A 21,364-nucleotide genomic window follows, 5' to 3' on the forward strand; every position below is an offset into this window, starting at 1 on the left:
CTTCCCACGATGGTAAACCCTAAGCTCCCTCCATGTCGAATTTCAACTATGGGAAGCACACCATGAGCATGGCAACAACGAGTAGTGCTGGCGCCCAAGCAGCGGCAATCAGCCTGCCCATCGAGGGCATGACCTGCGCGAGCTGCGTCGGCCGAGTCGAGGCCGCCCTGGCCAAGGTGCCGGGCGTGGACAGCGTGTCCGTCAATCTCGCCACCGAGCGGGCGGACATCCGCCTGGCCGGTCCTGTCGATCGCATCGCGTTGATCCAGGCGGTCGAGAAGGTCGGCTACGACGTGCCGGCTGGCACCGTCGAACTGGCGGTCGAGGGCATGACCTGCGCCTCCTGCGTGGGCCGCGTCGAGAAGGCACTCAAGGCCGTGCCCGGCGTCACCGAGGCCACGGTCAACCTCGCGACCGAGCGTGCCACCGTGCGCGGCGTGGCCGCCGTGGCGGACCTGATCGCGGCCATCGAGAAGGTCGGCTACGAGGCCAGCCCGGTCGATACCGGCGCGCACGCCGACGAGGAAGCCGCCGAGAAGAAGGACGCCGAGCGCGCCGAACTCAAGCGCGACCTGACCCTGGCCGCCGTGCTGGCGCTGCCTGTGTTCGTGCTCGAAATGGGCTCGCACATGATTCCCGGCATGCACGAGTGGGTGGCTTCCACCATCGGCATCCAGCAGAGTTGGTATCTGCAGTTCGTGCTGACCCTGCTGGTGCTCGCCATTCCGGGCTGGCGCTTCTACGAGAAGGGCTTCCCGGCGCTGTTCCGCCTGGGTCCCGACATGAACTCGCTGGTCGCGGTCGGCACGGCCGCGGCCTTCGGCTATTCGATGGTCGCCACATTCGCGCCCAGTCTGCTGCCGGCCGGCACGGTGAACGTGTACTACGAGGCGGCCGCCGTCATCGTGGCGCTGATCCTGCTGGGCCGCTTTCTTGAGGCACGGGCCAAGGGCCGCACCTCCGAGGCCATCAAGCGCCTGGTCGGCCTGCAGGCCAAGGAGGCGCACGTGCTGCGCGACGGCCGCATCGTGGACATCCCGATCAACGACGTGGCGCAGGGCGACATCGTGGAAGTGCGCCCTGGCGAGCGCGTGCCGGTCGATGGTGAAGTGACCGAGGGCCTCAGCTTCGTGGACGAGTCGATGATCACCGGCGAGCCGATTCCCGTCGAAAAGGCGGAAGGCAGCACCGTGGTCGGCGGCACCGTCAACCAGAAGGGTGCGCTGACGCTGCGCGCGACCGCCGTGGGCGGTCAGACCATGCTGGCGCAGATCATCCGCATGGTCGAGCAGGCGCAAGGTTCCAAGCTGCCGATCCAGGCCGTGGTGGACAAGGTGACACTGTGGTTCGTGCCCGCCGTCATGCTGGCCGCCGTGCTGACCTTCCTGGTCTGGCTGGTGTTCGGCCCGTCGCCCGCGCTGTCCTTCGCGCTGGTCAATGCCGTGGCGGTGCTGATCATTGCCTGCCCGTGCGCCATGGGTCTGGCGACGCCGACCTCCATCATGGTCGGCACCGGCCGCGGCGCCGAGATGGGCGTGCTGTTCCGCAAGGGTGAAGCCCTGCAACTGCTCAAGGACGCCAAGGTGGTGGCCGTGGACAAGACCGGCACGCTGACCGAGGGCCGCCCGGTCCTGACCGACCTGGAGATTGCCGACGGATTTGACCGCAACCAGGTGCTGGCGAAGGTCGCCGCTGTCGAATCGCGCTCGGAGCATCCGATCGCACGCGCCATCGTCGAGTCGGCCGTGGAAGGTGGCATCGCGCTGCCGACGATGACAGACTTCGATTCGGTCACGGGCATGGGCGTGCGCGCCACCGTGGACGGCGCGCGTGTCGAGGTCGGTGCCGATCGCTTCATGCGTGAGCTGGGGTTGGACGTGGGCGGCTTCGCTCGCACGGCCGAGCGCCTGGGCAATGAGGGCAAGTCGCCGCTGTACGCCGCGATCGACGGCCGGCTGGCCGCCATCATCGCCGTCGCCGACCCGATCAAGTCCAGCACGCCCACGGCCATCGCCGCGCTGCACCAACTCGGCCTGAAGGTGGCAATGATCACCGGCGACAACGCGCGTACCGCGCAGGCCATCGCCAAGCAACTGGGCATCGACGAGGTGGTGGCCGAAGTGCTGCCTGAGGGCAAGGTCGAAGCCGTGCGCCGGCTGAAGGCCAGCCACGGCCAGATCGCCTACGTGGGCGACGGCATCAACGACGCCCCAGCGCTGGCCGAGGCAGACGTGGGCCTGGCGATCGGCACCGGCACCGACGTGGCGGTGGAGTCGGCCGACGTGGTGCTGATGTCCGGCAACCTGCAGGGTGTGCCCAACGCCATCGCGCTGTCCAAGGCCACCATCGGCAACATCCGCCAGAACCTGTTCTGGGCGTTTGGCTACAACACGGCCCTGATCCCGGTGGCCGCGGGCGTGCTGTACCCCGCCTATGGCGTCCTGTTATCGCCGATCTTCGCGGCCGGCGCAATGGCACTGTCTAGCGTGTTCGTGCTCGGCAATGCGCTGCGTCTTCGCCGCTTCCAGCCGCCGCTGGCGGCCGACACCGCTCAATGAGAAAGGAGGAACACCATGAACATCGGTGAAGCATCCAAGGCCTCGAAGGTCTCGGCCAAGATGATCCGCTACTACGAGCAGATCGGCCTGATCCCTCCGGCTGACCGCACCGATTCGGGCTACCGCGCCTATACCCAGGACGACGTTCACCGGTTGCATTTCATCCGGCGTGCGCGCGACCTCGGCTTCTCGGTGGCCGAGATCACGGACCTGCTGGGGCTGTGGAATGACAAGTCGCGCCAGAGTGCTGACGTCAAGCGTCTGGCCCAGCAACACATCGACGAGTTGGATCGGCGCATCGAGAGCATGCTGGAGATGGCCGCGACGCTCAAGGCGCTGATCCGGTGTTGCGCCGGCGATGAACGGCCCGACTGCCCGATCTTGCACACGCTGGAGCAGCCCGATACCAGTGACGACGAGCCCGAAGCGCGCACCGGCGCCGTACCGCGCCGCGCGCGAGCCAGCGCAGCAGGAAAAAAGCCGCGTGCGCACTGAGCAGCCAGGAGAGATATGCCCAAAATCACCGTCTTGCCCCATCCTGAACTGGCTCCCGAGGGCGCCGAACTAAACGTGCCAGCCGGCACTTCGATCTGCGAGGCCCTGCTGGACAACGGCATCGAGATCGAGCATGCCTGCGACATGAGCTGTGCCTGCACGACCTGTCACTGCATCGTGCGCAAGGGGTTCGATTCCCTCAACGAGGTCGAGGAGTGCGAGGACGATCTGCTCGACAGGGCCTGGGGACTGGAGGCGCAGTCGCGGCTGAGCTGCCAGGCCATCGTTGCGACCGAAGACCTGACCGTCGAGATCCCCAAGTACACGATCAACCATGCCAAGGAGAACCACTAGGAGCCTGCGTGCTGCCTCAGGCGCACCGGCCTGCGGCAGGGTTGCTCTGGTAGATGGAGGACTGACGGCATTACAGCCTGACGACCGACCCGCGAGCCAGATTCCTACACCCCCTTGCATCACCGCCGGTTAGGCTGGAAATGTCGTCAAAGTCCTTCAATCCGTGATAGTCGGCGCTGCGGCCGGCCCATGAAAAGGCCCACAGGAGAAGTCCAGCATGTCTGCGCCCAAACAAGCCACGCTCTACCGGATGGTCATGCCCGGCCATACCTGCCCCTACGGGCTGAAGTCGCTCGATCTGCTCAACCGCAAGGGCTACGAGGTCGAGGACAAACACTTGGCGAGCCGCGAGCAGACGGATGCGTTCAAGAAGGAGCATGGCGTCGAGACCACGCCCCAGGTCTTCATAAACGGGCGGCGCGTGGGCGGCTATGACGACCTGCGCAAATTCTTCGGCATGTCCGTGAAGGACAAGAACGCCGTGACCTACACCCCTGTGATCGCGCTGTTCGCCATGGCGGCCGCGATGGCGCTGGCGGCGAGCTGGGCGGCCTTCGGCCAGCTCTGGAGCATTCAGGCGGCAGAGTGGTTCGTGGCCTTTGCCATGTGTCTCTTGGCGCTGCAGAAGCTCAAGGACGTGGACGGCTTCGCGACGATGTTCCTCAACTACGACCTGCTGGCCAAGCGCTGGGTTCGGTATGCCTATTTCTACCCGTTCGCGGAGGCCATCGCAGGTGTCCTGATGGTCGCGGGCGTGGGGATGTGGGTGTCGATTCCGTTGGCGCTGTTCATCGGGACCGTCGGGGCCGTGTCGGTTTTCAAGGCGGTCTATGTCGATCGCCGGGAACTCAAGTGCGCCTGCGTGGGCGGGGACAGCAACGTGCCGCTGGGCTTCGTGTCCCTGACCGAGAACCTGATGATGGTGGCGATGGCCCTGTGGATGTGGGCCAAGGTCGCCTACCTTGGGATGCACTGAGCGCCGCGCCAGGTACGGCGCAGCGCACGTGCTCGCATCGGCCGTCCTGTGTGCAGGCCGGCCACGACGCGGTGTTACTGCGCGCGCGGCGGGAAGCCAGCTTCGCTCAGGGCCGCGGCGATCTGCTCTTGCGAGGCCGAGGTCTGGACCTCGACACGGCGGGTCGGCGGGTCCGTGACGATCTTGGCGTTGGGGTCGATCGTTTGGATCGTTTTCGTCACAGTGCGGGCGCAGCCGCCGCAGGTCATGTCTTCGAGATGGAATTGCATGGAAAACTCCTTTCGGGTTGGGGTGTTTGAAGTGTGCTCCTTGCCACCGTTGGAAGGTCAATCGCTATTTGCATCCCCGCCACACCAACCGGCCGAATGCTCATAGGGGCAAGGCCGTGGTGCTCTTTACGCGATCCAGCACGAAGCTGGTCTTGCAGTCCTGCACGCTGGGGTGCTTGAGCAGCGTGTCGAGCACGAAGCGGGAGTAGTGAGCCATGTCCATGACGACCACCCGCAGCAGATAGTCCATGTCGCCGGTCAGCGCATGGCACTCCACAACCTCTGGCCAGTTCTGGACAGACGCGCGGAACACGTCCATGGGATTGCGCTTGTGCGAGTCGGAGTACTGGGCCGACTTCTACACGAAGTTCTTCAACTTCCAAGAGATCCGCTACTTCGACATCAACGGCGAGTACACCGGCCTAGCCTCCAAGGCGATGAGCGCGCCGGACGGCCTGATCCGCATCCCGCTGAACGAGGAAGCACGCCAGGGCGGCGGCCAGATTGAGGAATTCTTGATGCAGTTCAGCGGCGAGGGCATCCAGCACATCGCCCTGCTGTGCGACAACCTACTCGATGCGCTCGACCGCGTGCAGATGGCCGGTATCCCGCTGCTGACCGCCCCCAACGACATCTATTACGCAAACTTGGAAAAGCGCCTGCCCGGCCATGGCCAGCCCGTGCCCGAGTTGCAGGCGCGCGGCATTCTGCTCGACGGCACGACCGAAGGCGGCCAGCCCCGCCTGCTGCTGCAGATATTCTCCGAGCCGCTGCTTGGCCCGGTGTTCTTCGAGTTCATCGAGCGCAAGGGCAACTACCGCGAGGGCTTCGGCGAAGGAAACTTCGGTGCCTTGTTCGAGTCGATGGAACGCGACCAGATCAACCGTGGCTCGTTGGAAATCAACCCGGCCTGATTTGGGCCTTTCCATGAAGGCAGAGCGCCTTCAGTCCTACATCTCGCGAGCCCCTCTGTGGGCTCGCGCTACTTTGGCGTCAGTACTGCCTTAGCCGCTCAAGCATTGAGCGGGTTGGCTTCGGCGTCACGTTCCGAAACAGTTGCTACCGCCCTTGACTTGAGTTAATACATGAACATATGTATTATTATTCAAATACACCGATGGCCTTTTTCCTCGCCCTGAAGAGGGACCCAGCACTACCTCGCCCCCTCTAAGCGCACTTCGGCAGCAATGCGCCGTGGCCAACCCAATGACCAGGATTGCTGAAGGACGTGCCCATGGAACTTCGTCATTTGCGCTGCTTCGTGGCTCTCGCCGAAGAGCTGCATTTCACCCGTGCTGCGGAGCGCTTGCACATCGAGCAGCCGCCGCTGTCCCGCACGATCAAGGAATTGGAAGACGAACTGGGGGTGCTGCTCTTTGACCGCGATCGGCGGGGAACGCGGTTGACGCCAGCGGGCACCACCTTCCTTCAGGACATTCGCAGGCTGTTCACCAACCTGGAGCAGGCACGAGAAAACGTCAGGGCGATCGCCGCAGGCCTAAGAGGCAGCGTGCGCATCGCCATCTCCGATGGCGCCATCGACCCGCGGCTGTCTGCACTTCTTGCCCTGTGCCGCCAGGAGGAGCCGGAGATCGAAATACGGCTCTCCGAGGTCACCCTGGCGGAACAGTTGCGGGGACTGCGATCCGGCGACTTCGCGATCGGTTTCGCACACACCGCGGACGTCGGCGACGGACTGGTGACGGAGCCCATCTGGCAGGACCCGCTGGTGGTGACCGTGCCGATCCGGCACCCGTTGCTGGCCCACAAGGAAGTGTCGCTACGTGAACTCGTGAGTTACCCGCTGGTGATGTGCGATCCGCAGCTTTGCGAGGGCTACTGCCGCGAATTGACCCGGCTGCTACATCCCCTGGAGCGCGAGTCCACCATCGTTGAGCATGTCTCGTCGCTGGACATGATGCTCACATTGGTCGGAGCTGGTTACGGCATCGGCTTCGCAACGGCGACCCGAATCGCGGCGTGTCAACGTCCCGACGTGGTGATCCGGCCGTTGGCGCTCGATTCGGCCGTCATCATCACCTACCTGCTTCGGCCCGAAGGCGGTAGCGGACTATCCGCACCCGTAGAGCGCTTCATCGAGCGTTTGCGTTCGCCAAAGAGCGATTAGCTACGACGCCTGCGCCACATCCGGCGTCACGCATCGCCCTGAAGGTAGAGGTTGCGCTCCGTGGCCGTCATCAGTTCGGCCGAGCTGATCTTGAGAGCCAGGGAAATTTTTAGAATGAGAGCGAGTGTCGGCATGTGCTCGCCGCGCTCAATCTTGCCCATGTGCGAGCGCGCGATCCCCGCCAAGCCCGCGAACTCATCCTGAGCAATCCCCTGAGCCAGGCGAGCGGCTCGCACCGCTTGCCCGAACGCCAACGCCGGTGCGGACTCATAGGTGGTTACTCCGGCGGGCCGTCCAGGCCGAATAGTGCGCTTCTGCATTCGCAGAAGCGTCATGGAATCACTGATCTTTAACCACGTTAAAGATATCTCTTTAGTATGATGTCGGTAGGTCTTTTCGATCCCCTCCCGCCGCCTCTTTGGGGGTATCCATGCATGACGTCATCAGTCCGCGCCCGAATTTCACGGTCGCCATAGCGCCAGGTGTACCGTCTTCACGGCTGTCGGCGCTGCTTGCACTGCAGCGAGCGCAGGAGCCGGGCGTCGCGATGGCCGTGCGTGAAGTTTCGGATCAAGAGTTGATGACGGGCCTGCAGGAGGGCCGCTACGACGCGGGACTATCTCTTAGCGGTGCAGGGGATCACCTGACGAGTAGCCGGAGGCTATGGTGCGAAAGCATGGCCGTTGCGATACCACCGCGGTCCCGCTTAGTTAACCACGCGAAGCTCACCATCTCAGATCTTCAGGGTTATCCAATCTATCGCTGGCGGGTGGAGGCTTGTCCCTTGCTGGACGAGAGGTTGGCCTCCCTCATGCCGATGGACCAAGAGAACATCCTGTCTGCAACTTCATTCGAGATGATGGCGCTGTGGGTCTCATCCGGCTACGGCATCGGCGTATGCGCGCAATCGCGCATCGAGCGTGCCCATCAATGGGGGATCGGCATGCGACCGCTCGCCGATGGCCCCTACAATATCGTGACGTACCTCCAACGGCCCCACGCGCAAGCCGATTCTGCTGCCAAGCGGTTCGAGCGTAGAGCGCTACAGATTGCTGGGGAAGGTGCAAGGTGATGGGCCTACGGCCGGAAGCGTCATCCCGGCCATAGGCTGACCCGTGGATTAGGTTCCCTCGATCACCACAGCGCTGTCCACTAGCCCACGAACGCTCTGCCGCACATCTTCCGGGACGGGCTGCGGGACGACGGCCTTGGGCACATCCTCGTGATGCCGGTAGTCGCCCATGATGACCCGTACGATCGCCGGCACGTTGGTCGGCGTGACCGCATCGATGGCGGCGCGATCGCCCAGGTCAGGGTGCGGCTGGGTCAGCATGCGGTAAAGTCCCCAAGAATCCGCGTGCGGGCACTGGTTCATGAGCACCTGGGCCAGCCTGTGTTTGAGCGGCACCAGTTGCCAGTCCGGAACACGCTGTCCCCGATTGCCAAGACTGATAGCCAGCAACTTTCCGGCTTTCAGTTCGCGGTTGATCTGGTCCTTGGACTTCCCGGCCAGCTTGCCGAACAACGGGACCGGCAGGCTGTTCGGCGACTCGTAGATAGCCAGCATTTCCTCGCGCTCGCGCTGGATCGCGGACACTTCCGGCTCTGGGACATGCACCGGAGGCGGCGGCAGATGCGATAGTCTCCGGAACGTGATTCCGCCGCTGCTCGAAGTGACGACAATGGGCGTTGCGACAAGGGACCGCACGCCGGGCACAGGCGGTTCGGCCACGGTGGGGGCCGCACCCACCGCCTCTTCCACTTCTGCCATCGCAGGCACCCCATCGATGCGGATGGTCAGGTGTGCGCTCGCAGCTTCTACCTCGCCCTGTTCGAGCAGGTCGAGGCGATCGGCCCAGTCCTGCATCATCCGGCGCCTCGGCTCCACGTATTTGGCGTGGTTGTAGGCCGAGCTGACCTTGTTGGGGTCAGAGTGCGATAGCTGTGCATCAACCCAAATTTTTGGATAGCCGATTTCGTTCAGCGCCGTCGAGATGGTGCCGCGGATGCCGTGCCCCGTCAGGCGCCCCTCGTAGCCCATGAGTTGCAAGGCCTTGTTCAGGGTATTTTCGCTGATGCGCTTCTTGAGTTCGCTGGTATGAGCCAACAGGTACTTCTGCGCCGGCCGCATCGCGCTCAGCAGGTAGCGCACGATCTCGATGGCTTGCAGAGAGAGGGGCACGATGTAGGGCGGCACGTCCTGCGGCCGCTTTCCGGCCTTGCGCATTTCGTCCTGGAGCTGCTTGACGAATTGCGGTGGGATGATCCACAAGCCGCGGTCGAGGTCGAATTGCTCAGGCTCGGCAAGCCGCAATTCGCCCGTCCGCACCCCAGTTAACAACAGCAGCCGCACGCCAAACTGGGTCTGCCAGCCGCGGGGGGTGTAGAGCCGAAGCTTCTGAAGGAACTCGGGCATCTCGAGCAGGTGCAGATAGGGATTGTGGGTCACCGGAGGCTTTGGTTCGGCCACCACATCCAGGTCAGCAGCAGGGTTGACCTCCAAGCCCTCGGCAACGACCAAGGCATAGCGGAACATCTGGTTGAACCAGGTGCGAACCTTTTCGGCGGTGGTGAACGCTTTGCGCTTCTCGATCGCCGCCAGAACTCCCAGGAGCTGAGGGCGGCGAATGTCGTAGATCGACATCTTCCCTAAGGCTGGCAGCACGTCCTTGTTGAAGATGCGCAGGATCTGCGACAGGGTGCTCTGGCGGCCTTCCTTGAGTTCCTTGCGGCGATGCTCGACCCAGGCATCAAAAACGTTCCTAAAGGTGTATTCACCCGCCAATTTGGCCGCGTGCCGGCGCTGGTCACGCTCGATTTGCGGATCAACCCCCCTGGCAAGCAGGGCTTGGGCCTTATCCCGCTCGACGCGGGCCTCGCGCAAGCTGAGGGCAGGATATCCGCCCAGGGACATACGTTTTTGCTTGCCCAGCCAGTAGTAGCGGAACATCCACGACTTACCGCCTGCAGCAGAGACCATCAGACCCAGGCAATCATTATCGGAGAGGGTGTAGCGTTTTCCGGTGGTTCTTGCCTGCCGGACGGTCAGATCAGAGAGTGCCATTTCGAGGCTCCTAAGTAATGACTCAGGCCCTATGCTCGTCATGGTTCCCGCTCAGCCCCAGCAACTATCCGGTAGCCGTCCACCCGTATTCTTGTGCCTTAATTGGTCACTCAAAAACGGTAGCTGTGGGTGGATTTCCGTGGCGCTCGCTGGAATGAAAAAAGGGGCTGAAGCCCCTTTTTTCAATGACTTACAGACGTCAGTAGAAGTCTGTAGATCATAATTTGGAGCGGGAAACGAGACTCGAACTCGCGACCCCGACCTTGGCAAGGTCGTGCTCTACCAACTGAGCTATTCCCGCATATGGCGTCCCCTAGGGGACTCGAACCCCTGTTACCGCCGTGAAAGGGCGGTGTCCTAGGCCACTAGACGAAGGGGACACGCTACTGAAACACATGGTGTGTGTTCCAGTGCCCAGAGGCCTTGTCCGAAGACTTGGTCCTGGTTTCACTCAATGCCGCCCGAAGGCCACACTGCTTGTAAATTGGAGCGGGAAACGAGACTCGAACTCGCGACCCCGACCTTGGCAAGGTCGTGCTCTACCAACTGAGCTATTCCCGCATATGGCGTCCCCTAGGGGACTCGAACCCCTGTTACCGCCGTGAAAGGGCGGTGTCCTAGGCCACTAGACGAAGGGGACACACGTACAACATTCACTCCCTACCGCGTTTCGCTGTGTGCTTTACGCTGTAAGTGGCGCGCATTCTATGGATGGATTGAAAGGTCGTCAACCCCCAAGGATAAATTTATTTAAATCAATGACTTCGCCATGGTTTCACGGCCTTCGCGGGCATTGGCACCGTCCGAGCCTTGACGCCTATATTCTGGCGTTCGACAAGACGCTATAGTTCACCCAGGCAAATGATGGCAATGTGCATCCATTCAGGGAACGCCTACTTATATAGAAGAAATCACCTGGGCAACTGGTCGATCGGTCCTATCCGCCGGATGACCCAGTCACTACACTCCACAGCAAACCCTATTAAAGAGGTCACACCAGTGACACCACTCATGATCACCCTGCTGGTAATAGCCGGGATCGTAATACTGATCGCCATTGGCTACATGAACCACGTGGTGGAAAACAACAAGCTGGAAAAGAAGCGTACCGAGATCGAGCTTAACGATCGGCTGCGTCGCTGCGGTGAAATTACCGAGACCTTCCCCGGCCAACTGATGACCCCAGCGCTCAAGCTATTGCTGGCTCGCCTGGAACTGAACGTCAACCAGCGCCTGTTGAATCTCAACAAGTCCAGCACACCGCTCAAGGCGCGTATCACCGAACTGAATGCGCTGATCGCCCAAGGCGAATCGATTCCGGTGGCCAACCCACCGGCACCGATCCAGACCGAGGCCAAGGCCAAGGACGTGCGCTTCCTGCTCGAAGCCCTGCACGGCCAAGTCACCCGCGCCGCGCAGGATGGCTTCCTGCCGACCAACGAAGCCAAGCACTGGATCAAGGAAATCCGTCATATCCTGGTGCTGCTGCACATCGAGTTTTTCAACAACCTCGGCCAGCACGCCCTGCTGCAAGGCCAACCCGGCCAGGCACGCCTGGCGTTCGAGCGCGGCGTGCAGTACCTGCGCAAACAGCCGGAGCCGGTGCTCTACAGCGCCCAGTTGCAACTGCTGGAGTCCCAACTGGCGCGCGCCAACTCCACAGTGCTGACAAACAGCCAGCCTGCCGAGGACGAAGTCAACGAGTTGACCGAGGGCTTGAAAGTTGTTGACGCTGACGCCGAGTGGAAGAAGAAAGCTATTTACGATTGATGGCAACGCGAGCGCAATGCTCAAAGCAACGAAGGTCAAAGGTGGGGCTTGCCGGCGACGACGTCGGCTCAGCAAGGATTGATGTTGACTGACCCGCCGCTTTCGCGAGCAAGCCCGCACACAGTTCGATGGTGGGGTGTCAGGTAGATCAGCATCGGCTGGCAGGCCTTTATCGCAGGCAAGCCAGCTCCCACAATGGGGCCGCTAAGGAAAATCCGATTCTGCCACATGCCATTAATATGACCCTATCCCCCCGCCCCCGACTAGCGTAAAAAAGTGCCCCTCACTCCGTGAAACTAGAGGCCTGTTATGCCTGTCGCCGTGATTGATGGACAACCGCTGCACTATATCGACCAGGGCGCCGGCCCCGTCGTGCTACTGGGTTCGAGTTACCTGTGGGCCAGCGACATGTGGGCGCCGCAGATTGAAGCGCTGTCGCAGCAATACCGCGTGATCGTCCCCGAGTTGTGGGGCCACGGTGAGTCCGGGCCGTTGCCAGCAAACACCCATTCCCTGGATGACCTCGCCCGCCAGGCCCTGGCGCTGCTGGATCACCTGAGCATCGAGCAAGCCAACCTGGTGGGGCTCTCGGTCGGCGGCATGTGGGGCGCACGCCTGGCGCTGCTGGCTCCCGAGCGCATCAACAGCGTGGTGCTGATGGACACCTACCTAGGGGCTGAACCCGAAGCAACGCGCCAGTACTATTTCTCGCTGTTCAAGATGATTGAAGACGCCGGGGCGATCCCCGAACCGTTGCTGGATGTGATCGCACCGATCTTCTTCCGCCCGAACATCGACCGCGAATCCGCGCTGTACCAGGACTTTCGCCAGTCACTGCAAGGCTTCCCCAAAGAACGCTTGCTGGACAGTATCGTGCCACTGGGCCGCCTGATCTTCAGCCGCAAAGACATCTTGGAGCAATTACCTGGCTTGGACGCCGACACCACCTTGGTGATGTGCGGCGAACAGGACAAACCCCGACCACCCGCCGAATCCGAGGAAATGGCCGACCTGATTGGTTGCGACCTGATCCTGATCCCCGAGGCTGGGCATATCTCAAGCCGCGAGAACCCCGACTTCGTCAACGAGGCGCTGCTGTCCTTCCTCGCCAACCACGCCTGATCGCCCTGCCCTCAGATCGCAGCGTCTACGCTGCGATCAAAGGCGGAAATGCCCCACCATCCCCTTGAGTTGCGCGCCCAACTGCGCCAACTGGATGCTCGAGGCGGCATTGCCTTGCATGCTCAACGCAGAATGATCGGCACTCGCCCGAATACTGGTGACGCTGCGGTTGATCTCTTCGGCCACCGAGCTTTGCTCCTCGGCGGCGGCGGCGATCTGTTGGTTCATCTGCTGGATCAATGAAACAGCCGCCGCAATGCTGCCCAAGGCCCCTTCGGTCTCCAGTGCATCACTGACCGCCAGTTTCACCAGCTCGCCACTCTGCTGGATCTGCTGCACCGAGGACTGCGCCGCACTGCGCAGCGTGCTGACCAGCCGTTCGATTTCCTCGGTCGATTGTTGGGTGCGCTTGGCCAGTGCCCGCACTTCATCGGCCACCACCGCAAAGCCACGCCCCTGCTCACCGGCACGCGCCGCCTCAATCGCAGCGTTCAAAGCCAGCAAGTTGGTCTGTTCGGCCACGCTCTGGATCACGCTCAAGACGGTACCTATATTCTGGATTTGCGCGCTGAGGCTTTCGATGCTGGCGCTGGCACTGTTGCTCGACGTCGCCAGCAATTCGATACGCTGAAGGCTCATGCGTACCACCTGTTGGCCGCTATCGACTTTGGCATCCGCGGTCTGCGCGGCTTGGGCCGCCTGCTCGGCATTGCGTGCCACATCGTGCACCGTGGCGGTCATCTGGTTCATCGCCGTGGCGACTTGCTCGGTTTCGTCCTTCTGGTTGCTGACTTCGGCAGTGGTTTGCTCGGTGACGCTGGACAATGAATGCGCGGAGCTGGCGAGCTGTTCGATCCCCGCCTGCAACCCGCTGACCATCTGGCTCAAGCTATTGCCCATCTGCTGCATCGCCTGCATCAACTGGCCGATTTCATCACGACGGCTGATCTCCATGCGCCCACTCAGGTCACCCGAGGCGATCTGCTGGGCCACGGCGATCACCGCGCGCAACGGCGCAACAATCAAGCGAGTGATCACCCATGCAGCGATCAAGCCCACCAGCAGCGCCAGGGCGGATGAGCCGATGATCAGCAACGTGCTGTGCTGCAACTGTGTTTGCATGGACTGGTCTTCGGCGGCATACGCCTGGTTGACCCGGCTGACCACTTGCTCGGCGCGGTCATGCAATTGCGTGTAGACCACTTTTTCCTGGGCCAGCAGCCCGGTGTATTCGCCGAGCTTTTCACTGAACGACGCGATATGCCCGGCGACTTCGTTGAGCACGGTCTGGTAGCCGGGGTCCTTGACCGTGGTTTTGAGTGTCTCGACTTCAGCCAGGGCCTGGTCGGCTTGCTCGATCTTGCCCTGCGCGGCGTCGTCTGCGTCCGCCCTGCGGCTCTGATCCAGGCGCACCCGCGCTTCGTTCATGGCCTGCAACATCAGCCGCGACACCTGGCTGACCTGCCCTGCCTGCTCGATAAACGCCGCGCCCTCCTTGCCTTGGCTTTCCTTGAGGCCATAGGCGCCGTCGTCCGCCAGCCCGGCTTGCAGCACATCCAGGTTATTGGCCACGCTGGACACCGACCAACTGGCCATTTCCAGGGCGAGGTCTTTGGTCTGGGTCAACTCGACGAACTCATCGAATGCCTGGCGATAGGCGACCAAAGCTTGCTCAACATCACCCATCACTCGCTCGTTGCTGGCGGACCGTGCCTTGAGACGCGTGGCCTGGGCCATCAGCGCATCGACACTGGCATGCAGGGCCTCAACGGCCTTGGGGTCGGCGTGCAACGCATAGTCTTGCTCGATCAAGCGCACCTTGAGCAGGTCGCTGTTGAGCGTCGACATCGACGTAAGGCCCTCGAAGCGCTGGCCGATGGTCTGCAGGGACCACACACCGATGGCCGCTACCAGGGCCGTCAACAGCAGTACCAGGGTAAAACCCAAGCCGAGTTTTTTTGCCATACCGAGGTTGGCGAAACGTCGTTGCACGCCCGAAATCATTGCACTTGATCCTCTTGCGATGGCAAATGCCATAAGCCAGGTTTACAAGCAGCGAGATTCGCAACCCCGAGGCACTGAGCACAAGCCGCTGGCGCCGGAATAATGGCAAAAAGCTACATGTGCGTCGTTTTCAGAATGGTCGAGGTCGATCTCGCTGCACCCATAGCGCGGAACAGCGTCAATGCGCGTTGATCAGCGGCGTAGGCCACATTGATGCGCAGCCATTCGCTGCGCTCACCCGTGGGGCTGAACAACGCACCCGGCGACAGCAACACACCCAGCCGCTGGGCGCAGGCTTGCAATCGCAAGGGGTCGGCCAAGCCTGGTCGTGCCCACAGGAACATCCCGCCCGCGGGTGCGGCAAATACCTGCCACTCTTCATCCTCCAGCACCTGCAGAGTGGCAGCCATCTGCGCAGTCAGGCGCTTGCGCAGGCGCTGCATCCACTTACGGTAAGTGCCGTTACTCAGCAACGTCGCCACCATGGCTTCGGCAAACCGTGAGGTGCCGATGCCTGTCAGGGTCTTGAGCTGGACCAATTGCGTGATGATCGCGGCATTGGCGCACAGGTAACCCACGCGCAGGGCACTGCTCAGTGTCTTGGAAAAGCTCGACACATAGATCACCCGCTCATCATGGGCAAGCGCCGACAAGCGTGTGCAACTGGCATGTTGCAGGTCGCCGTAAACGTCCTCTTCGATAATCAGGAAGTCGCGCTCGCGTGCCAACTCCAACAAGCGCTCCGCCACCGGACGACTCAAACTGGTCCCCGTGGGGTTGTGATACAGGCTGTTGATGAACAGGCACTTGGGCCGGTGGGTGTGCAGCAGCGCTTCCAATGCCGGAATATCCGGGCCACCACGGGTGCGCGGCACTTGCAGCAGCGTAACGCCCTGAAAGGCCAGCTGGCGATAGAGATTGCCATACCCGGGTGTCTCGACCACCACCTTATCACCTGGCTTGAGCAGCGTGCGTATCAGCAGGTCCTGGGCATGGCTGGCGCCGTGGGTGGTGAGAATACGGTCCAGGCTGGTGGGCACGTGTATCTGGGTCAGGCGTTTGAGCAGTTGTTCGCGCAACGCCGGCAACCCCAAGGGTGTGCTGTAGTTGAACAGGCCGCCAGTGTCGGTACGGCTCAGTTCGCGGATCGCGTAGTTGATGTCATCGCTTTCGCGCCAGGTGTCGGGTAGCCAGCCGCAGCCCAGCTTCAGCTGGCCCAGTGGGCCATCGGTAAATGCCCCCCAGCCCTGTTCCGCACCCTCATACCAATGGTTTTCCTGGACCGTCGTGGGTGACGCCACCACAAACCCCGAGCCATGTCGGGGGGCCAGCAGCCCCTGGGCCACCAATCGTTCGAATGCCTCGATCACACTGGCCTGGCTCAGCAGGTTATCGAGGGCCAATTGGCGAATGGACGGCAAGCGTGTGCCAGGGCTCACCCCCTCCTTGCGAATCCATTCTGCCACCGCGCTGACGATCTGCTGAACAACCGGTACCAGGGCTTGTCGATCGATCCCTAAATCCATGAGCCACTCACTTCAACTGTCTGTTAACCCAAAACAGTTAAGCACAGAAGCTCAGTAAAACCGGCCGCCAACTTTTATTAAAGTATTGATTTTATTGGGTTATTTACCTAGTGAAACATATTCGGGCGCAGCCCACTGCCCGCCATGGAAACGCCCCACAGCACCTGGCTCTGTTTTCGAATGCCACGCGACCTGCCGTCCTAGATCGCTGTCGCGCCGCCGTCCACCGCCAGGGCCTGACCGGTGGTAAATGCTGCGCCATCACTGCACAGGTACAACACGGCGCTGGCGATTTCCTCAACCTTGCCAATGCGTCCGACCGGGTGCATGGCGGCGGCAAACTCAGCCTTGCGTGGGTCGGCCTCATAGGCGCGGCGAAACATGTCGGTATCAATCACGGCCGGGCAGACCGCATTCACGCGGATTTTCTTCTTCGCATACTCGATGGCCGCCGACTTCGTCAGCCCGATCACCGCATGCTTGGACGCCGCATAGATGCTCATCTTCGGTGCCGCCCCCAACCCCGCCACCGATGCGGTGTTGACGATGGCCCCACCGCCCTGGGCCAACAGCAACGGCAGCTGATACTTCATGCACAGCCACACGCCTTTGACGTTAACCCCCATGATCGCATCGAACTCATCAAGACTGCCGTCGGCCAGCTTGCCCTTCTCGATCTCGATGCCGGCGTTGTTGAAGGCGTAGTCCAGGCGTCCATAGGTGGCGACGGTCTGAGCCATCAATTGCTGCACGTCCGCGTCGAGCGTGACGTTGCAGCGCACAAATACCCCTTCGCCACCGGCCTGGTGGATCAATGCCACAGTGCCCTCACCTCCCGCCACATCAAGGTCAGCGACCACCACCTTCAAGCCTTCGGCGGCGAATGCCAGCGCGGTGGCGCGGCCAATACCAGCGGCGGCGCCGGTCACCAAGGCGACCTGGCCGGAAAACGTCATGCTCATGGGAACTGTCCTGTGGGGTTAGTAGCGATGGAGCGAGTCTAGCCAACGCCGGGAGCCGCACGTCAGCACTATCAGAAGGCCGGTTGGCGCTGCATGAATCGCAGTGATAAAGCGGACCGGCTGATTATCAATGAGGCCTATTGCCGGGCATTCGCCTGCGCCGCACACCCTTGCCCTTCTGCCACTGAGGGTCTATCACTCATGTTCCATTTCTAAAGAGTCCTTGCCATGACCGCCCAGACCAACCGCCAATTTCTGCTCGCCAAACGCCCGGTCGGTGCCGCCACGCGCGAGACCTTCACTTACCAGGAAGTACCGGTGGGCGAACCCCAGGAAGGCCAGGTGCTGGTGCGCAATGAATACCTGTCCCTCGACCCGGCCATGCGTGGCTGGATGAATGAAGGCAAGTCCTACATCCCACCAGTAGGCATCGGCGAAGTGATGCGCGCCCTGGGCGTAGGCAAGGTGATTGCCTCGAAGCATCCGAACTTCGCGGTGGGGGACTACGTGAACGGTGCACTGGGCGTGCAGGATTACTTCCTTGGCGAGCCCCGTGGTTTCTATAAGGTGGACCCCAAGCTAGCGCCCCTGCCCCGCTACCTGTCCGCCCTGGGCATGACCGGCATGACGGCGTACTTTGCCCTGCTGGACACCGGCGCACCGAAAACCGGTGACACCGTGGTGATCTCTGGTGCTGCCGGTGCCGTGGGTAGCATCGCCGGGCAGATCGCCAAGCTCAAAGGCTGTCGCGTGGTGGGGATCGCCGGTGGCGCCGAAAAGTGCAAGTTCCTGGTGGATGAGCTGGGCTTCGACGCCGCCATCGACTACAAAAACGAAGACGTGCCCGCCGCCCTCAAGCGCGAGTGTCCCAAAGGCGTGGACGTGTATTTCGATAACGTCGGCGGGGATATTCTCGACGCCGTGCTCAGCCGCCTGGCGCTCAAAGCCCGCGTAGTGATTTGCGGCGCAATCAGCCAGTACAACAGCAAGGAAGCGGTCAAAGGTCCGGCCAACTACCTGTCATTGCTGGTCAATCGTGCGCGCATGGAAGGCTTTGTGGTGATGGACCACGCGGCGAACTTCGCGGCGGCGGGCCAGGAAATGGCCGGCTGGATGGCCCAGGGCAAGCTCAAGAGCAAGGAAGATATTGTCGAAGGGCTGGAGACATTCCCGGAAACGCTGATGAAGCTGTTCAATGGCGAGAACTTCGGGAAGTTGGTGCTCAAAGTCAGCTGAAACAACACAAAAACAAATGTGGGAGCTGGCTTGCCTGCGATGCAAGCAACTCGGTTTCTAAGTGATACCGAGTTGATACTATCGCAGGCAAGCCAGCTCCCACATTTTTGCTCACTCTAAAAATCAGGCGATCTCGGCGACGACCGCTGCCAACGCCTTGGCAGGATCCGCCGCCTGGCTGATCGGACGGCCAATCACCAGGTAATCCGAGCCCGCATCCAGGGCCTGGCGTGGGGTCAGGATGCGGCGTTGGTCATCCTGGGCGCTGCCGGTGGGACGGATACCCGGTGTCACCAGTTGCAACGACGGGTGAGCGTTCTTCAAGGCCTGGGCTTCCAGGGCCGAACACACCAGGCCGTCGAGGCCGGCTTTCTGCGCCAGGGCTGCCAGGCGCAACACCTGAACCTGCGGCTCGATATCCAGGCCAATACCTGCCAGGTCTTCACGCTCCATGCTGGTGAGCACGGTTACACCGATCAACAACGGTTTTGGGCCGCTGCGCTGTTCCAGCACTTCGCGGCAGGCGCTCATCATGCGCAGGCCACCGGAGCAGTGCACATTGACCATCCACACGCCCATCTCGGCCGCGGCTTTGACGGCCATCGCCGTGGTGTTGGGGATGTCATGGAATTTCAGGTCCAGGAACACTTCGAAGCCTTTGTCACGCAGGGTGCCGACGATTTCCGCCGCGCAACTGGTAAACAGTTCCTTGCCGACCTTGACCCGGCAAAGCTTGGGGTCCAACTGGTCAGCCAGCTTCAGTGCGGCGTCACGGGTGGGGTAATCCAGGGCGACGATGATAGGAGTCTGGCAGACGGACATTGGAATGGGCTCTCAGGCAAGTCGAAATCGGCGCGGATTGTAGCGCAAGCAGCGCCGTTGCGGGATCCGATGATCGGTAAATACTGATCAAGCGCCCAATACCGGCGATTCAGAGCAATTGTTTCAACCCCGATACATTCACGACACGCCCCCAATACGCCGCCCGGCTAGCCTCGCGCACATGACCGTCCGCCCAGCACTTCCAGCCCTGGAACTGGGCGCCTATGCTGACAGCCACACTCAGGCAGATGACCTCGCTATGCATACCCCTTGCGACCCTGTAAACGAAGCGCCAAAAGACGCGGTGATCGCCGAAGACAAGCGCTGGAATACTCGCGCGCTGATTGTCGACGACGACGTGCCGATCCGCGAACTGCTGATCGACTACCTGGCACGCTTCAATATTCTCGCCTCGGGCGTCACCGACGGCACCGCCATGCGCCAGGCCATGCAAGCGGAGACCTTCGATGTGGTGGTGCTCGACCTGATGCTGCCGGGCGAAGACGGGCTGACATTGTGCCGCTGGCTACGCGCCGAGTCGGATATTCCGATTTTGATGCTCACCGCCCGCTGCGAACCTACCGACCGCATCATCGGCCTGGAACTGGGCGCCGATGACTATATGTCCAAGCCGTTCGAGCCGCGGGAGTTGGTCGCGCGTATCCAGACCATCCTGCGCCGGGTGCGTGATGACCGCACCGAACAGCGGGCCAATATCCGTTTCGACACTTGGCGCCTGAACAGCGTGCTGCGCCAGCTGGTGGCCGATGATGGCCTGGTGGTGCCGTTGTCCAACGCCGAGTTTCGTTTGTTGTGGGTGTTTATCGAACGCCCCCGCCGTGTGCTGAGCCGCGAACAGCTGCTGGACGCGGCCCGTGGGCGTTCCATCGAGGCCTTTGATCGCAGCATCGACCTGCTGGTGTCGCGCCTGCGCCAGAAGCTGGGGGATGACCCCAAGGCTCCGCAATTGATCAAGACGGTACGCGGCGAAGGCTACCTGTTCGACGCCCGGGATATCGGTTGATGCGCGCGCCCTTCAACACGCTGTTCGGGCGACTGTTCGGCCTGTTGCTGGTGGCGATTGTGCTGGCCCATGTGCTGGCGTTCTTCTGGTTCCACCACTACGGCCCGCCGCCACCACCCCGCGCGGCCTTCGTCGAACAACCAGATGGCAGCCTCACGCCCTTGCGCAAAGCGCCTCGCCCCTGGTTCGGCGGCCCGGTGGTGCCCCTGACATTTCAATTTATCTCGCTGATCATCGCTGCTTGGTACGGCGCCAAACTGCTGAGCCGGCCAATCCAGCGCCTGAGCGCAGCGGCCGAGCGCCTGAGCGTCGACCTCGACAGCCCGCCCCTGGTGGAAACCGGCCCTCGCGAAGCACGCCAAGCGGCCTCGACCTTCAACCTGATGCAAAAGCGCATCCGCGAACAAGTCAGCCAGCGCGCACGCATGCTCGGCGCGGTCTCCCACGACCTGCGCACCCCGCTCTCGCGCCTCAAGTTGCGCCTGGAACAAATCGAAGACCCCAAGCTGCAAGGCCAGATGCGCCAGGACCTGGACGACATGATCGGCATGCTCGATGCCACCTTGAGCTACCTGCACGAACAGCGCACCAGCGAGACACGGCACTGGCTCGATGTACAGGCGTTGGTGGAATCCCTGAGTGAAAACGCCCAGGACCAAGGCCGCGACGTGCAGTTTGCCGGCACCTGTACACCGTTGCAGGTACAGCCGATGGCCCTGCGTTCATGCCTGAACAATTTGATCGATAACGCCCTGCGCTATGCCGGCACCGCCCGGGTGGAACTGGCCGACAGCCGCGGTGCGTTGGTAATCCGGGTGATCGACCACGGCCCGGGAATCGCCGCCGATAAGCGCGAAGCGGTGTTCGAGCCTTTCTTTCGCCTGGAAGGGTCGCGCAACCGCAATTCCGGAGGGGTCGGTTTGGGGATGACCATTGCCAGGGAGGCCGTCGAGCGACTCGGCGGCCACCTGAGCCTGGAAGATACACCGGGCGGTGGGTTGACGGCGGTGATGTGGTTGCCGAGGGTTTAAGCACTCCCATTTACCTGACGCGC

The 21,364-nt window shown here is 62.0% G+C and carries 19 protein-coding genes, 4 tRNA genes and 2 pseudogenes; 12 read left to right on the forward strand and 13 right to left on the reverse strand.

Going from position 1 to position 21,364, the window contains the following annotated elements; translation table 11 throughout:
• Positions 1-62 precede the first annotated feature (62 nt).
• The 4 genes from AC4PS6_RS01075 (at position 63) to AC4PS6_RS01090 (ending at position 4,383) form a co-directional block, all read left to right on the forward strand.
• The gene (locus AC4PS6_RS01075; RefSeq protein ID WP_047218369.1) at positions 63-2,558 is read left to right on the forward strand and encodes a heavy metal translocating P-type ATPase; all 2,496 of its coding nucleotides are present in this window, start codon (positions 63-65) and stop codon (positions 2,556-2,558) included.
• Positions 2,559-2,573: 15 nt separating this feature from the next.
• Positions 2,574-3,053, forward strand: coding sequence for a Cu(I)-responsive transcriptional regulator (gene cueR, locus AC4PS6_RS01080; RefSeq protein WP_047218353.1), 480 nt, complete (start codon positions 2,574-2,576; stop codon positions 3,051-3,053).
• Positions 3,054-3,068: 15 nt separating this feature from the next.
• On the forward strand, positions 3,069-3,407 hold the full coding sequence (fdx, locus tag AC4PS6_RS01085) for an ISC system 2Fe-2S type ferredoxin (RefSeq protein WP_012614051.1): 339 nt from the start codon (positions 3,069-3,071) through the stop codon (positions 3,405-3,407).
• Positions 3,408-3,624: 217 nt separating this feature from the next.
• Complete coding sequence (locus AC4PS6_RS01090) at positions 3,625-4,383, forward strand: MauE/DoxX family redox-associated membrane protein (protein WP_008786745.1); 759 nt, start codon at positions 3,625-3,627, stop codon at positions 4,381-4,383.
• Between the two features lie 74 nt (positions 4,384-4,457).
• On the opposite strand, the gene AC4PS6_RS01095 is transcribed toward AC4PS6_RS01090, so the two are convergent.
• Complete coding sequence (locus AC4PS6_RS01095; RefSeq protein WP_003821167.1) at positions 4,458-4,652, reverse strand: heavy-metal-associated domain-containing protein; 195 nt, start codon at positions 4,650-4,652, stop codon at positions 4,458-4,460.
• A gap of 100 nt (positions 4,653-4,752) precedes the next feature.
• Positions 4,753-4,971, reverse strand: a complete 219-nt coding sequence (locus tag AC4PS6_RS01100) for an Lrp/AsnC ligand binding domain-containing protein (RefSeq protein ID WP_017511446.1) — start codon at positions 4,969-4,971, stop codon at positions 4,753-4,755.
• Positions 4,972-4,996: 25 nt separating this feature from the next.
• Between AC4PS6_RS01100 and AC4PS6_RS01105 the strand changes: the two are divergent.
• Together AC4PS6_RS01105 and AC4PS6_RS01110 are read left to right on the forward strand one after the other, a co-directional pair.
• Positions 4,997-5,566, forward strand: a pseudogene (locus tag AC4PS6_RS01105) (4-hydroxyphenylpyruvate dioxygenase family protein); the annotation flags it as partial.
• Between the two features lie 320 nt (positions 5,567-5,886).
• A complete protein-coding gene (locus AC4PS6_RS01110) occupies positions 5,887-6,780 on the forward strand; it encodes a LysR family transcriptional regulator (RefSeq protein ID WP_012614048.1) in 894 nt (297 codons plus the stop codon).
• Between the two features lie 26 nt (positions 6,781-6,806).
• Here the strand turns inward: AC4PS6_RS01110 and AC4PS6_RS01115 are convergent, their stop codons facing one another.
• Positions 6,807-7,115, reverse strand: coding sequence for a helix-turn-helix domain-containing protein (locus AC4PS6_RS01115; RefSeq protein WP_021205759.1), 309 nt, complete (start codon positions 7,113-7,115; stop codon positions 6,807-6,809).
• Between the two features lie 95 nt (positions 7,116-7,210).
• Here AC4PS6_RS01115 and AC4PS6_RS01120 point away from each other — a divergent pair, with 95 nt between their 5' ends.
• On the forward strand, positions 7,211-7,852 hold the full coding sequence (locus AC4PS6_RS01120) for a substrate-binding domain-containing protein (RefSeq protein ID WP_047218352.1): 642 nt from the start codon (positions 7,211-7,213) through the stop codon (positions 7,850-7,852).
• A 48-nt stretch (positions 7,853-7,900) separates the two neighbouring features.
• Here AC4PS6_RS01120 and AC4PS6_RS01125 read toward each other — a convergent pair whose 3' ends face one another.
• From AC4PS6_RS01125 to AC4PS6_RS01145, 5 genes are all read right to left on the reverse strand, one after another.
• Positions 7,901-9,844, reverse strand: a complete 1,944-nt coding sequence (locus AC4PS6_RS01125) for a tyrosine-type recombinase/integrase (protein ID WP_047218351.1) — start codon at positions 9,842-9,844, stop codon at positions 7,901-7,903.
• Positions 9,845-10,069: 225 nt separating this feature from the next.
• Positions 10,070-10,145: transfer RNA gene (locus tag AC4PS6_RS01130), tRNA-Gly, on the reverse strand.
• Between the two features lie 3 nt (positions 10,146-10,148).
• Positions 10,149-10,224, reverse strand: a tRNA-Glu gene (locus tag AC4PS6_RS01135).
• Between the two features lie 105 nt (positions 10,225-10,329).
• Positions 10,330-10,405 (reverse strand) — tRNA-Gly (locus AC4PS6_RS01140).
• Positions 10,406-10,408: 3 nt separating this feature from the next.
• Positions 10,409-10,484: transfer RNA gene (locus tag AC4PS6_RS01145), tRNA-Glu, on the reverse strand.
• Positions 10,485-10,843: 359 nt separating this feature from the next.
• Here AC4PS6_RS01145 and AC4PS6_RS01150 point away from each other — a divergent pair.
• Both AC4PS6_RS01150 and AC4PS6_RS01155 read left to right on the forward strand, forming a co-directional pair.
• Positions 10,844-11,614: a hypothetical protein gene (locus tag AC4PS6_RS01150; RefSeq protein ID WP_032872063.1), complete on the forward strand. Its 771-nt coding sequence runs from the start codon at positions 10,844-10,846 to the stop codon at positions 11,612-11,614.
• Between the two features lie 309 nt (positions 11,615-11,923).
• The gene (locus AC4PS6_RS01155; protein WP_336827082.1) at positions 11,924-12,736 is read left to right on the forward strand and encodes an alpha/beta fold hydrolase; all 813 of its coding nucleotides are present in this window, start codon (positions 11,924-11,926) and stop codon (positions 12,734-12,736) included.
• A 36-nt stretch (positions 12,737-12,772) separates the two neighbouring features.
• On the opposite strand, the gene AC4PS6_RS01160 is transcribed toward AC4PS6_RS01155, so the two are convergent.
• From AC4PS6_RS01160 to AC4PS6_RS01175, 4 genes and pseudogenes are all read right to left on the reverse strand, one after another.
• A complete protein-coding gene (locus AC4PS6_RS01160; RefSeq protein WP_370721009.1) occupies positions 12,773-13,654 on the reverse strand; it encodes a methyl-accepting chemotaxis protein in 882 nt (293 codons plus the stop codon).
• Positions 13,631-14,773: pseudogene (locus tag AC4PS6_RS01165) on the reverse strand (HAMP domain-containing protein); the annotation flags it as partial. The pseudogene AC4PS6_RS01165 and the gene AC4PS6_RS01160, both read right to left, overlap by 24 nt.
• Positions 14,774-14,853: 80 nt before the next feature.
• Entirely contained in the window at positions 14,854-16,266 is a 1,413-nt protein-coding gene (locus AC4PS6_RS01170; protein WP_032903001.1) for an aminotransferase-like domain-containing protein, read from the reverse strand.
• A gap of 200 nt (positions 16,267-16,466) precedes the next feature.
• Positions 16,467-17,228: an SDR family oxidoreductase gene (locus AC4PS6_RS01175; protein WP_336827081.1), complete on the reverse strand. Its 762-nt coding sequence runs from the start codon at positions 17,226-17,228 to the stop codon at positions 16,467-16,469.
• Positions 17,229-17,456: 228 nt separating this feature from the next.
• Here AC4PS6_RS01175 and AC4PS6_RS01180 point away from each other — a divergent pair, with 228 nt between their 5' ends.
• Entirely contained in the window at positions 17,457-18,464 is a 1,008-nt protein-coding gene (locus AC4PS6_RS01180; RefSeq protein WP_032902999.1) for an NADP-dependent oxidoreductase, read from the forward strand.
• 123 nt (positions 18,465-18,587) lie between these two features.
• Here AC4PS6_RS01180 and pyrF read toward each other — a convergent pair whose 3' ends face one another.
• Complete coding sequence (gene pyrF, locus AC4PS6_RS01185; RefSeq protein ID WP_003190068.1) at positions 18,588-19,286, reverse strand: orotidine-5'-phosphate decarboxylase; 699 nt, start codon at positions 19,284-19,286, stop codon at positions 18,588-18,590.
• Positions 19,287-19,545: 259 nt separating this feature from the next.
• On the opposite strand from pyrF, the gene AC4PS6_RS01190 reads away from it, so the two are divergent.
• Both AC4PS6_RS01190 and AC4PS6_RS01195 read left to right on the forward strand, forming a co-directional pair.
• Positions 19,546-20,310 carry a response regulator gene (locus AC4PS6_RS01190; RefSeq protein ID WP_014717756.1) on the forward strand — a complete coding sequence of 255 codons (765 nt, stop codon included), beginning with the start codon at positions 19,546-19,548 and terminating at the stop codon, positions 20,308-20,310.
• Positions 20,310-21,341: a sensor histidine kinase gene (locus AC4PS6_RS01195; protein ID WP_014717755.1), complete on the forward strand. Its 1,032-nt coding sequence runs from the start codon at positions 20,310-20,312 to the stop codon at positions 21,339-21,341. Before AC4PS6_RS01190 ends, AC4PS6_RS01195 begins: the two co-directional genes overlap by 1 nt.
• The last annotated feature ends 23 nt before the right edge of the window (positions 21,342-21,364 follow it).

The sequence above is a fragment of the Pseudomonas sp. DW-iso17 genome, from assembly GCF_058725345.1.